Below are 12,543 nucleotides of genomic sequence, written 5' to 3'. Positions count from 1 at the left end.
GTACGTGTCACAGTCCGACGTTCGAGGGAGAACAGCGATGCGTGCAAGGAGAAGGGCTCCGCTGGCTGCTGCTGCCGCCGTCACCAGCGCGATGATGCTCGCCGCGTGTGGCTCGGTCGGTGAGAGTGGTGGCGGCGCCGCTGGCTCAGACGGGAACGGCGGCGGCGACGGCGGACAGATCGAGATCGGTCTCGTCCCCAAGGTCGAAGGCATCAGCTGGTTCCAGCGGATGGAAGAGGGCGTCACCAGCTTCGACGAGGATCACGAGGACGTCAGCGCGTTCCAGACCGGGCCCGACAGTGAGGACGCGGCGAAGCAGGTCGCGGTGATCGAAGATCTCATCGCCCAGAACGTCGACGCCATCGTCGTCGTGCCGAATGACCCGCAAGCAGTCGCACCGGTGCTCGAGCGTGCCCGGAACAACGGGATCGTCGTGGTGACGCACGAGGCTCCGGCGCTCGCCGGCACCGAGAGCATCGACCTCGACGTCGAGGCGTTCAGCAATCAGGAGTTCGGCGAGCAGATGTTCGCTCCGCTGGCCGAGGCCATGGGCGGCGAGGGCCAGCTCGTCGGCGAGGTCGGTTCGCTGACCTCCGAGACTCACATGGCCTGGTACAACGCGGGCTTGGACTACATCGAGGAGAACTACCCCGATATCGAAGTCGTCTCCGACCAGCCGTACGAGGACAACAACAGCGACTCGACCGCTCGCAGCAACGCCCAGGAGATCTTGCGCGCGTACCCGGACCTGGCCGGCTTCGTAGGGACGTCGGTCTCCGCACTGGCGAACTTCGCCGCCATCCTCGAGGAGCAGGGGAACACCGACGTGGCCACGTCCGGGCTGAGCCTGCCCTCCATCGCCGGCCCGTATCTCGACGACGGCTGGATCACCCACGCCCAGACCTGGGACCCGGCCGGCGCCGGCTACGTGAGCTGCTACGTCGCGATGCAGCTCGTCAACGGTGAGGACGTCGCCACCGGCGACGACCTCGGATACGAGGGATACGACGACGTCACGGTCGAGGACGGCATCGTCAGCGGCAACGCGACGATGCTCCTTGAGTCCGGTCAGTTCTCCGACGGCGAATACCCCTTCTGACACGGGGACTTCCCCTTCTGACACAGCCCGGTGATGGTGCGGGAGGAACACGGTGCAGGACGACGAAGCCGAACCGACAACGGGTGAGGCAATAGCGCTGGATGCGGCCGACCTGGAGAAGACTTTTGGCGGGGTGCGCGCTCTCCGCGGGGTGAGTGTGCAGGTCAGAGCGGGTGAGGTGGCTTGCCTCATCGGTGAGAACGGCTCCGGGAAATCGACGTTCGTCAAGATCGTCTCGGGGGTGCACCGACCGGACTCGGGCACCGTGTCCGTTCACGGGCAGCCTCTCGCCGGAGGCGACCCGCGGGAGGCCATCGCCGCCGGCGTGCAGGTGATCTATCAGGACCTCGCGCTCTTCGACGACCTGTCGGTCGCGGAGAACATCGCCATGAACCGGCTGATCCATGACGGCACGCGGGTGGTGCGCAGGAGCCGGATGCGTGAGATTGCGAGGGAGACACTCGCGCGCGTGGGGGTCGAGCTCGACCTGGACGTACCGATCTCCTCTGTCTCGTTCGCCAACCGGCAGATCGTCGCCATCTGCCGAGCGCTCAGCATGAACGCCCGTGTGCTGTTCATGGACGAGCCGACGACCGCACTGACCACCAAGGAGGTGCGGCGCCTCCTGCGGATCGTGGCCGAACTCAAGGAACTCGGGCTGGCGATCGTGTTCATCAGCCACAAGCTCGACGAGGTCATGGAGGTGGCCGACTCCGTCACCGTCTTCCGGGACGGCAGTAAGGTCGGCGACTTCGCGGCCGACCAGATGGACACGGGCCAGCTCACGTACCACATGACCGGCCACGAGGTCGTGCACGAGCCGTACGTCCGCAGCCAGGACGACGACACTCCGATCCTCGAGCTCGACGAACTCACCCGGGCTGGCCACTACGAGAACATCTCGCTCTCCGTCCGACCGGGCGACATCGTCGGTGTCACCGGTCTGCTCGGGTCGGGACGCACGGAGGTCGCGCTGTCGCTCTTCGGCCTCAACCCCGCCGACTCGGGCACGGTCCGCATCGATGGAAAACAGGTGGAGATCACCAGCCCCATCATGGCCATGAAGCTCGGGATCGCGTTGCTCCCCGAATCCCGGCAGGAGCAGGGACTGTTCATGGGGTACTCCGCCGAGCGCAACATCTCGGCGGCCCAGCTCGACCGAGTCACCACCGCCCCGGGCATCCTGTCCACCCGGCGTGAACGGGAACTCGCGCGCGAGGTGATCTCCTTCATGGGGGTGAACAACCGCGAACCGCGGACCGTCGTCGGCAATCTGTCCGGCGGCAACCAGCAGAAGATCGTTATCGGCCGCGGCGTGTCGATGTCACCGAAGATCTACATCCTCGACAGCCCGACCGTCGGTGTCGACATCGGCGCAAAGGCCGAGATCTATGCCCGGATCCAAGCCATGGCGCGAGACGGGATGGGCGTGATCCTGATCTCCGACGAGCCGGAGGAGATCGCCGCCAACTGCAACCGCGTCGTCGTCATGCACGACGGCCGCATCGTCGAGCGGCTCGACAGCGACGACGTCGCAGCGGAGGACTTCGCGGATCGGCTCGGCTCTCTGATCACCGACCCGGGCCAGACGTCCGAGGGCCACACGGAGGCGCGACTGTGAGTACCGCGACTGTGAGTACAACGAGAGGCTGGATCCGGCGGCTGCGGGGCGTCGAGCTCTACCTCGCTGTGGTCATCGTGGTGTACATCGCCGTCGTCGGCATCGTGAACCCGCTGTTCCTGGACATCGGCACGCTGTTCGACATGCTGCGTTCCGGCGCGGGAGTTGCCTTGCTCGCCCTGGGCGTGCTGACGGTGCTGGTCTCCGGCGGGATCGACGTCTCCTTCACGGCGATCGCGATCGTCTCGGCATACGTGGGCGTGCGGACCGCACTTGCCACCGGCATCGACAACCTGTGGCTCATCCTGTTCGTCGCGGTCACGGTCGGGACGCTGCTCGGCGCGCTCAACGCCGTGATCATCTACGCCTTCCGGCTCCCCACCTTGATCGTCACCCTGGGCACCGCAAGCGCATACCACGGCGCGATGGCCGTCCTGCTCGGGACGACGAGCTACTCGCGGGTGCAGATGCCGCAGTCGCTCGTGGAGTTCGGTGTGGTGGACATCCTGCGTATCCCCGGGCACGGCGGCTTGTCCGTATACGTCGCCATCGTGGCCTTCTTCGCCGTACTGACCTGGTTCATCCTGCAGCGCACGATGCTCGGCCGGTCGATCTACGCCGTCGGGTCCAACGAGGAGTCTGCGTCCCGGCTCGGGATCAACATATTCGCGACGAAGTTGTTCGTGTACTCCTACACCGGCTTCCTCGGCGCTCTCATGGGCGTGATGTACGTGAGCCAACTGAAGTACGTCAATCCGGTGTCCCTCATCGGGACGGAGTTGTTGGTGCTGGCGGCGGTGCTCGTCGGGGGTGTGCGGCTAACCGGGGGAGTCGGCACGGTCCTCGGTGCCCTGCTCGGTGTCGTCCTCCTCCGCCTGTTCGTCTCGACGCTGGTCTTCCTCGGGCTCGACTCGAACTGGAACGACCTGTTCTTCGGCAGCGTCCTGCTGGCCAGCCTGATCGTCATGTACTACCGGCAGCGAGCGCGCAACCGCCGGGCGCTCGTCTTCGCCACCACGTAGGAACGGAGCCGGACATGGTGGAGAAACTGCGGACCATCCTGCGCTACGAGAGCGAGCTGATCGTGCTCGTCGTGGCGGCTGTAATCACCGTCGTGCTGTTCGCCGCCTTCCTCAGCGTCGAGTTCTTCGCACCGGCGAACCTGCAGTCGATGGCCATCCAGATGAGTGGCTTCGGCTTCCTCGCACTGGCCATGGGGATCGCGATGCTCAGCGGCGGCATCGACCTGTCCGTCGTGAGCGCGTCCGTGCTCGCCGGCATCGCAGGAGCGAGTGTCGTCTCCGGGCGCTTCATCCCCGTCACCGAGGGCAACGGCGTCCAGCTCGCCCTGCTCGGGGCGCTCACCTGCGTGGTCGTCGGCATGTTGTGCGGCCTGCTGAACGGGTTCCTCATCGCCAAGATCTCGATCCCGCCCATCCTCGCCACGCTGAGCACGATGATCCTGTACTCAGGGATTGGGATGGCCGCCACCTCCGGACAGAGCGTTCCCGTCGTCGTCCCGGTCGTGGGGGACTTCGTCAACGCCACGTTCGCCGGCGTCCCGGCGGTGTTTCTGCTGCTGGTCCTCGCGCTCGCCATCGCCGGATTCGTGCTCAACCGGACTCGGTTCGGGCGCCGCCTGTACCTCTTCGGCGAGAATCAGGTCGCTCTTCGGTTCGCGGGAGGACGCACCGAACGCACGATCCTGCTGAGCTACGTGATGATCGGGGTCCTGGTCGGTGTTGCCGGGATCATCATGGTGGCCCGGGTCAACTCGGCCCGCACCGGGTTCGGTGAGTCCTATCTCCTGCAGGCAATCCTCGTCGTCGTGCTGGCGGGTTTCAATCCCTACGGCGGGCGAGGCCGGGTGGGCATGCTGGTGATCGCGCTTCTCCTGCTTCAGGGCATCTCCAGCGCGTTCAACGCCATGCAGCTGTCGCCGTACTTCACCAATCTCGTGTGGGGCGCGCTCCTCCTGGCGGTGATGGTCGGCAACTACGTCGCCCGCCAGCATCGGCCACGACTGGCCCCGAAGCCCGGTCCGGAGCCGGCACAGAGCGAGGAGGTGGGGACCCGATGAGCCTGGCCGCCAATGCCCGTCGAGTCCTGGACGAGCTCACCGCCACGGTCGACCGCGTCGACACGGCGGAGGCCGAGTCGCTGGTGTCTGCCTTGTCTGCCGCCCGCAGCGTGCACGTCATCGGCGTGGGGCGCGAGGGACTGAGCGCGCGCGCGTTCACCATGCGGCTCATGCACGCCGGGTTGGACGCGCACTGGGTGTGGGACGACACCACTCCCGCGATCGGTCCGGGCGATCTGTTGCTGGCAGTCAGCGGATCCGGAGCGATCGGGCACATCGACTACGTCGCTCGCCGAGCCCAGGAGCAGGGGGCGCGGCTGGCGGTGGTGACGGCCAGCGCGAACGGTCCCACCGTCGAGGCCGCAGACCTGGTCCTGCGCGTCCCCGGGTCCGCCTACCGGGCGGGGGACGACGTCGTCGCCTCCATCCAGCCCATGGGCAGCCTGTTCGAACAGGCCTTGCTGGTCGTGTTCGACCTGCTGCTGCTCGACCTCGTCGCCTTGAGGGGCCTGGGGTTGGATGAGCTGTCCCCACGTCATCGCAACGTCGAGTAGCGGGAGCGCCTGATGACGCACATCTTCAACGATCCGGCCGCCTTCGCCGAGGAGTCGCTCGAAGGCTTCGTGCAGCTGCACGCCGACCTGGTTCGGCAGGTGCCCGGAGGTGTCGTGCGCCGCGGACGCCAGCGCGATGGCAAGGTGGCGATCGTCCTCGGGGGCGGCAGCGGCCACTACCCCATGTTCGCCGGCTTCGTCGGGCCCGGTCTGGCCGACGGCGCAGTAGTCGGGAACATCTTCACCTCACCGTCCGCGCAGTGGGCGTACACGGTCGCACGGCACGCCGACCGCGGCGGCGGTGTCGTCTTCTGCTACGGCAACTACGCCGGAGACGTCCTGAACTTCGGCAGCGCGACCGAGCGGCTTCAGGGCGAGGGCATCGCGGCCGCCAATCTCATCGTCCACGACGACGTGCTCAGCGCGCCGCCCACCGAACGCGAGCGACGTCGCGGGCTCGCAGGGGACTTCGTCGTCGCGCGTGTGTTGGCCGGCGCCGCCGATGCCGGGAGATCGCTGGAAGAGGTGGTATCTGTCGGCGGGCGCGCGAATGACCGCACCAGGACGGTCGGCGTGGCATTCGGCGGATGCACCTTCCCCGGAGCGCATGAGCCGCTGTTCGAGGTGCCCGCCGGGCAGATGGCCATCGGCATGGGCGCGCACGGCGAGCCCGGGCTGGAGAACGTGCCGGCGCTGTCCTCGGATGAGCTGGCCCGCACGCTTCTCGACCACATCGCCGCAGATGTGCCCGAGGACGCCGGGGAGCGGGTCGCCGTTGTGGTCAACGGCATGGGTGCCACCAAGCAGGAAGAGCTCTTCCTGTTCTGGCGGGACCTGGCGCCGCTGATCGCCGACCGCGGCTGGACCCCGGTGGAGCCGGAGGTCGGGGAGATCATCACGTCCCTGAACATGGAGGGACTCTCGTTGACCCTGACGTGGCTGGACGACGAGCTGGAGCAGTACTGGACCGCTCCCGCCTATGGGCCCGGGTACCGCAAAGGCAGCGTCGCCGGCCTGCGCGCATCGGCCGACGACATGGCGGACACGGACCTGGCTATCGAAGCAGTCATCCCGGACGCGAGCGCGGCCTCGCGGGAGGCCGCCGAGACGGCCACCCAGCTGCTGGCCGCCGCACTCGAGGCGGTGCGGGACGCTGAAACAGACCTGGGTGATGCCGATGCCGTCGCGGGTGATGGCGACCACGGACGTGGCATGGTCCGGGGGCTCGGCGCCGCTCTTGAGGCCATGTCCGCCGCGGTCTCCCGCGGTGCCGGCCTCAAAGCTGCGCTCGGACTGGCCGGCGACGCGTGGGCCGAGCGTGCCGGTGGGACCTCCGGCGCCCTGTGGGGCGCCGCGACTCGCGCTTTCGGTACCCAGTTCGACGAGACCGGAACGCCGACGGCGGAGCAGGTGGTTGCGGGGGCCGAGGCCTTCCGGGACTGCATCGCACGCCTCGGCCGCGTGTCGGTGGGCGACAAGTCGATGCTCGACGCCATCGCCCCGGCCACCGAGACCTTCGTAGAGGCGGTCGGGCGCGGGGTCCCCCTCGGGGCGGCCGTACAGTCGGCGGCCACCGCGGCCGACGACGCCGCCCGTGCCACGGCGGATCTGAGCCCACGCGTGGGTCGGGCCCGCCCCCTCGCAGAGCGGTCCGTCGGTCACCCCGACCCCGGCGCCCTGTCCTACGCCCTTGTCGTCGGCAGCCTCGCTCGCGCCCTCGAGGCGGGCGATGACTGACCCCCAACCGCCACGCCCGGTGGTGTGCGTCGGGCTGAAGGCCTACTTCGGCCACGCCGAGACGCTCGCATGGTTCGACCGCGCGGCCGACCAGATCGACGCCGGCCGCGCCGCAGGGATCAGCGTCGGAGTAATGCCGGTCGCGACCAGCCTCGCGTCGCTTGCCCCACGCGCGGCGGACTGCGGCATTGCGCTCGGCGCGCAGGACTGCTCGGCCGAATCGCGTGGTCCGTTCACCGGTGAGCTGCCGGCCGAGCTGTTGGCCGAGGTCGGTGCGTCGTTCGTCGAGGTCGGCCACGCGGAGCGGCGCCGCCTCGGTGACACCGACGCGATCGTGACCGCGAAAACCGCGGCCGCCGTAGCCGCCGGGCTCACCCCGTTCATCTGCGCCGGCGAACAGCGCCCCACCGACCCCGAGAGCGCCGCGAACGAGGTCATCGGCCAAGTGCGCCGAGTGCTCGGCGCCGTAGAGAGGGGCTGCCGGGCGATCCTCGCCTACGAACCCCACTGGGCGATCGGCGCTGACCGGCCCGCTCCGACAGACCACATCGCTGCGGTGCTTAATCTGGTCCGCGAGGCTGCCACCGGAATCGGTGAGCTCACCTTGCTCTACGGCGGCACCGCTGGTCCAGGCATGTACCGCGACCTCGCCGACGTCGCCGATGGGCTCGCGCTCGGCCGACGCGCACATGACGTGGAGGTCTTCGGCGCCGTGCTGGACGAGATGCGCCCCGAGGGAGTGCCCACAGATGGTGCATAGCGTTGAGCACGGCGTCCAGCTACGTGCGGCTCGCGATCCCGGGAAGGTGCGTGGCATCCAGCGCACCCTCTCGGCCGAGGGCTACTTCCACGTGCTGGCGATCGACCACCTCGCTGACTTCGTCGACCTCCTCGGGCCACGCGATCAGGTGAGCTTCGCCGACGTCGTCCGGGCGAAGGAGCGCATCGTCCGCACTGCCGCTCCTGCCGTCTCCGCCCTGCTCGTGGACGCGATGTACGGCGTAGGCCACCTCGGTCTTGCCGGGGCTCTGCCGCCAGAGGTCGGCGCCATGGCGGCGCTGGAGGAGGAGAACTACACCGGCCGGCCGGCGGTGCGGCACACCCGCCTGCGCGCAGGGTGGAGCCTGGACAAGATCAAGGCGGCCGGCTCCGACGTGGCCAAGCTGCTGTGGTTCTACCGCCCCGAAGTGCCTTCGGCCCTCCAGCAACGCGAGTTGCTCGATGCGCTCGTCGCTGACGCGGCCCGCCTCTCGTTGCCGCTGCTTGTCGAGCCCATCTGGTACCCCCTCCCGGGTGAGGACACCACCACGCGCAGCTGGGCGGAGCGCCGGGCGGCCGGAGTAGTCCAGTCGGCGATCACTGCCGACCGCGCGGGCGCGGACATTCTCAAGCTCGAGTTCCCCGGAGATGTATCTCGGCTCGGCCGGGACGCGGCCATGGAGGCCGCTGCTCAGATCACCGCGGAGACCTCGGCGCCATGGGTGTTGCTCTCCGCCGGGGTCGGACACGACGACTTCCTCGACCAGGTCGACCTGGTCTGCACCGCCGGTGCCTCCGGGTACGTCGCGGGTCGATCGATCTGGCGCGACGTTCTCGATGCCGGGGAGCGGGCCGGACGCACGGTGGCCCGGCGCCTGCGCGAACTCAACGACGCCACCCGGTCGGGTCGTCCCGTCGTTACCGACTGTGAGCTGGACCACCTTCTCGTCGAGCTCCCCGAGCGGTGGTACGAGCGCTGGCACGAGGACTCATAGTTCGCACTCGCCTCGATGCGGAGCTTTTGATGAGTTATACGCCGTAAGAATAGCCTGGCCGTATGACCTCCTCCCCGGCCGTGGATCAGCGTGACGAACCGAGCAGGCTGGGGCGTCTGGTCGTCGGAGCCTGCGCCACCGTGGTGGCGTTGCTGGCGGCGTGCGCCGCATCGGGTGCGGTCGATCCCGTCGCGATGCCGACGGCGCCGCGTTGGCTGACCGCCGCGGCAGCCGTCGGTGCGGCGGCGGTGGTGCTGTCCAACTCGCGAGCGGACTCGCCGCCGGGCCACGCCCGCCTGGCGCTCGCCGGGGTGGCCGGTACGCTCCTGCTCGCCGGCAGCCTGCTTGCGATCCCGCACACCGTGCTCATGGCGTTCGTCTGGGTCGCGGCGCGGGTAACCGGCGGGTCGGGCTCGTTCGACGTCGAACCGGTGTGGCTCGTCTCCCTCACCCATCTGACCGTCGTGGCTGCGGCGTCGCTCGTCGCCGCCTGGCTGGTGGCGGGCCGGCGACGGGGGCGAGGCCGCTGTGTCCGGTGCGGACGCACCGATCCGCACGCGCCGGCTGTGGGGGAGCGATGGCGGCGGGCCGTGCCGTGGCTGGCGGCAGTGTCGATCGTGGCTGCCGTGCCGTACACCGTTCTCAAGATCGCGTGGAGCCTGGGCTCCCGTGTCGGCCTGGTCGGCCACGCCTTCGACGACGTCACCCTGGCCTCGCCCGGGTTCGGTGACACCGTCGTGCTCACCGGGATCTCGGTGGTCGTCTCGATCGTCCTCGGCCTCAGGGTTCGGACCGCGGCGGTGCGCCTACCCGCTCTCGCCGTCGGCGCGCTCGGTTCCGTGATGCTGCTGCCGGCCGGTCTGGCCGGGGCGGCCATGCTGATTCCGCTCGCGCTCGGCGTCACCGAGGTGGACGACTCCGAGATCGCCCCGTGGGCGTTCGCCACGGTCTACGTCAGTTTCCTGATCTGGGGACTGGCGTTGGCAGCCCTGACGATCTACTCGTGGCGGGTCACCCGGCAGCGCTGCCGGAGACACGTCCCGGCGCCCGCGCCGGCGCCCATCTCTTGACGGGTGTACGACGTACACTCTAACCTCGACGCAGTTGGTGTACGCCGTACACCGCCGAGGGAGAGGTCAAGGCCGTGCGCGTGACGTCAACCAGTCTGTTTCGCCTCGCGGCTCTCGCCGCGGTCGTCGCCGGCGCGCTGTTCGCCGGCATCCAGTTCATCCATCCGGATGACGACGTCGCTACGGTGACCACCGGGGCCTGGGCCCTCGTCGCTGCGCTGACGTTCGTCATGGCGCTCGCCGGCCTCGTCGGCGTCACCGGTCTGTATCTGCGCCAGGTTGAGCGGTCCGGTCTCCTCGGGCTCATCGGCTACGCCCTCCTGGCCTTGTTTTTCCTCCTCACCTGCGCGTTCACGTTCGTCGAGACGCTGATCCTGCCCGTGCTGGCGGACGAGGCGCCCGAATTCGTCGGGAACGTCCTCGGGCTCTTCAACGGTGACGGAACGGACGGCTCGCTCGGTGCGCTGGAACTCCTCGGGCCCACCTCGGGTGTGCTCTACCTGGCCGGAGGGGTGCTGTTCGGCGTCGCCGCCTTCCGGGCCGGGGTGACGGCCCGCTGGGCGGGTCTGCTGCTCGCCGTCGGCGCCGTCCTCCCTGTGCTCACCGGGTTCCTGCCGCACGCCGTCGCCCGATTCGCCGCACTGCCCGTGGGTATGGCTCTGGTCGGCCTCGGACTCTCGCTGTGGACCGCCGCGAGTACTCGCCAGTCCCGGACGCCACCGGTCGCGGCCACCTCGTGACGCTCCGGTCGTAGGCTGACCGCTCGGACGGTCGGGTCGAGACCGCGACTCGAGGACGGGAACTGGAGGAACCACGTGCCGACGCGCCGGCGCACGCCGCTGACCCGGGACCGGGCGCTGCGCTGCGCGGTCGAACTCGCGGACGCCGAGGGGCTCGACGCCGTGACGATGCGCAATCTCGCGGGTCGGCTCGGTGTCGTCCCGATGGCCCTGTACAAACATGTCGCCAACAAGGAGGACCTCCTCGACGGGATGGTCGACGTCCTCGTCGCCGCCATCGTCCCGCCGGACCCGCACCAGCCGTGGAAGGACGCCGTCCGCGGCACCGTGCTCGACGCGCGCCGGATGATCGAGCGGCACCCGTGGGCGCGGTCGGCGATCGAGACGCGGACGCGCCGGACACCCACGGTTCTGCGTTACATGGACGCGCTCGCGGGGACGTTCCTCGCCGCTGGCTTCTCGGCGGACCTGACGCACCACGTCATGCACGCCCTCGGGCATCGCATCTGGGGGTTCAGCCCCGAGGCGTTCGACGCCCCTGACGAGCCCGACGCCGCCACACCACCCGCCGATCCGGCGCAGGCCGAGGACATGGTGGCGCAGATGTCCCGGAGCTACCCGAGCATCACGGCGATCACGCTGGCCACGATCGACGGCGATCTCACGCGCCTCGGTGAGGGGTGCGACGAGGATTTCGAGTTCACCTTCGCCCTCGACCTGCTGCTCGACGCGGTCGAACGCCTGCGCGATGCCCGGTGGAGCTCCCAGCCACGGTGAGCCCGTCGCGGCGAGCGCCCGCCGGGCGGCGAGGTGACGGGCCGCGAGGTGACGGGCGGGTCACCCACGAAGCAGGTGCTCGCTCAGCAGCCACAGCCTCCGTGCGGAGTCGGGATCGATCGCGTGCGGCGCGACGTCGGTGGGCGGTGGACCGTCGAACTCGGTGCTCGCGGGGGTGTCGTCCACCGGCGAGATGTCGTTGTCCTTGAGATAGACACCCCCGATGTCGGCGAACAGCGGGCTGGTGGCCGCCAGGACCGCGGTGCTGGCGCCCTGCGCCGCGGTCTTGAGGCCGACGTCCGGGGCGATGACCGGGTTCCCGGTCTCGTCGAACAGGCCCTGCGACTGCAGCATCGCCATCCAGTCCTCCGGCTGCACCGGCGCCTCGCCAGCACCGCGCGCGGGCCCGAGACCGGTGCTGGCGATGATCCCGGGATGGACGACGTAGCCGCGGATCCCGTCACCGGACCACCGTCGATCCAGCTCGACGGTGAAGAGCACGTTGGCGGTCTTGGACTGGCCGTAGGCGATATGCCCGTCGTACTCGGTGCGGGTGAAGTTCGGGTCGTCCCAGCGGATGTCGGAGATGCGGTGGGCGCCCGAGGTCATCGTCACGACCCGTGCTCCGCCTGCCGCGCGCAGAGCCGGCAGCAGACCGGTCGTGAGCTGGAAGTGACCGAGGTGGTTGGCCGCGAAGTGGTACTCGTATCCGCGCGCATCCCGCGTCAACGGGCCTCCCATGACGCCGGCGTTGTTGATGAGGATGTGCAGGCCCCGGCCAGTTTCGAGGTAGTGGGCCACGAAGGCGTCGATCGAGGCGGGATCGACGAGGTCCAGCCGGTCCGTCCGGACGCGCTCGAGGTCCTCGACGGCGCGCGCCGCTCTGCCGGGATCGCGGGCGGCGATGGTGATCGAGGCGCCGGCCTGGCTGAGGCCGCGGGTCATCTCCCAACCGAGTCCGGTGTGTCCACCGGTGATAACCACATCCGTGCCCGTCAGGTCGATCCCGGCAAGGACGTCGTCGACGGTGGAGGCGGCGGTGAAGCCGGTGCCGATGGGGTGCTGCCGAGTTCTCGTGTCTGTCATGGCCACCAGCCTGCTGCGGGCCGGC

12 protein-coding genes are annotated in these 12,543 nt (G+C 69.3%); 11 read left to right on the top strand and 1 reads right to left on the bottom strand.

Features of this window, described 5'->3' with window-relative positions:
* The first annotated feature begins 37 nt into the window (after positions 1-37).
* The 11 genes from ACFSE6_RS05215 to ACFSE6_RS05165 all read left to right on the top strand — a co-directional run bounded on the left by ACFSE6_RS05215 (position 38) and on the right by ACFSE6_RS05165 (position 11,432).
* A complete protein-coding gene (locus ACFSE6_RS05215) occupies positions 38-1,099 on the top strand; it encodes a substrate-binding domain-containing protein (protein WP_388003036.1) in 1,062 nt (353 codons plus the stop codon).
* A gap of 52 nt (positions 1,100-1,151) precedes the next feature.
* Positions 1,152-2,720, top strand: a complete 1,569-nt coding sequence (locus tag ACFSE6_RS05210; RefSeq protein WP_388003033.1) for a sugar ABC transporter ATP-binding protein — start codon at positions 1,152-1,154, stop codon at positions 2,718-2,720.
* On the top strand, positions 2,717-3,742 hold the full coding sequence (locus tag ACFSE6_RS05205) for an ABC transporter permease (RefSeq protein ID WP_388003030.1): 1,026 nt from the start codon (positions 2,717-2,719) through the stop codon (positions 3,740-3,742). The genes ACFSE6_RS05210 and ACFSE6_RS05205 overlap by 4 nt, the downstream gene beginning before the upstream one ends.
* Before the next feature lie 14 nt (positions 3,743-3,756).
* Positions 3,757-4,800: an ABC transporter permease gene (locus tag ACFSE6_RS05200; RefSeq protein WP_388003027.1), complete on the top strand. Its 1,044-nt coding sequence runs from the start codon at positions 3,757-3,759 to the stop codon at positions 4,798-4,800.
* Entirely contained in the window at positions 4,797-5,354 is a 558-nt protein-coding gene (gene hxlB / locus ACFSE6_RS05195; RefSeq protein WP_388003024.1) for a 6-phospho-3-hexuloisomerase, read from the top strand. The genes ACFSE6_RS05200 and hxlB overlap by 4 nt, the downstream gene beginning before the upstream one ends.
* A 12-nt stretch (positions 5,355-5,366) precedes the next feature.
* Entirely contained in the window at positions 5,367-7,091 is a 1,725-nt protein-coding gene (locus tag ACFSE6_RS05190) for a dihydroxyacetone kinase family protein (RefSeq protein WP_388003021.1), read from the top strand.
* Positions 7,084-7,851, top strand: a complete 768-nt coding sequence (locus ACFSE6_RS05185) for a triose-phosphate isomerase (protein ID WP_388003018.1) — start codon at positions 7,084-7,086, stop codon at positions 7,849-7,851. Before ACFSE6_RS05190 ends, ACFSE6_RS05185 begins: the two co-directional genes overlap by 8 nt.
* A complete protein-coding gene (locus ACFSE6_RS05180) occupies positions 7,841-8,845 on the top strand; it encodes a hypothetical protein (RefSeq protein WP_388003015.1) in 1,005 nt (334 codons plus the stop codon). The genes ACFSE6_RS05185 and ACFSE6_RS05180 overlap by 11 nt, the downstream gene beginning before the upstream one ends.
* Positions 8,846-8,907: 62 nt before the next feature.
* On the top strand, positions 8,908-9,915 hold the full coding sequence (locus tag ACFSE6_RS05175; protein WP_388003012.1) for a hypothetical protein: 1,008 nt from the start codon (positions 8,908-8,910) through the stop codon (positions 9,913-9,915).
* Between the two features lie 80 nt (positions 9,916-9,995).
* A complete protein-coding gene (locus ACFSE6_RS05170; protein ID WP_388003009.1) occupies positions 9,996-10,655 on the top strand; it encodes a hypothetical protein in 660 nt (219 codons plus the stop codon).
* A 75-nt stretch (positions 10,656-10,730) separates the two neighbouring features.
* The gene (locus tag ACFSE6_RS05165) at positions 10,731-11,432 is read left to right on the top strand and encodes a TetR/AcrR family transcriptional regulator (RefSeq protein WP_388003006.1); all 702 of its coding nucleotides are present in this window, start codon (positions 10,731-10,733) and stop codon (positions 11,430-11,432) included.
* Positions 11,433-11,492: 60 nt separating this feature from the next.
* Here ACFSE6_RS05165 and ACFSE6_RS05160 read toward each other — a convergent pair whose 3' ends face one another.
* A complete protein-coding gene (locus ACFSE6_RS05160; protein WP_388003003.1) occupies positions 11,493-12,518 on the bottom strand; it encodes an SDR family NAD(P)-dependent oxidoreductase in 1,026 nt (341 codons plus the stop codon).
* Positions 12,519-12,543 lie beyond the last annotated feature (25 nt).

The organism is Georgenia deserti (assembly GCF_042680605.1).
Lineage (GTDB): Bacteria > Actinomycetota > Actinomycetes > Actinomycetales > Actinomycetaceae > Allobogoriella > Allobogoriella deserti.
The sequence above is the reverse complement of the archived record's forward strand: the minus strand, read 5'-3'. Positions and strand labels throughout refer to the sequence as shown.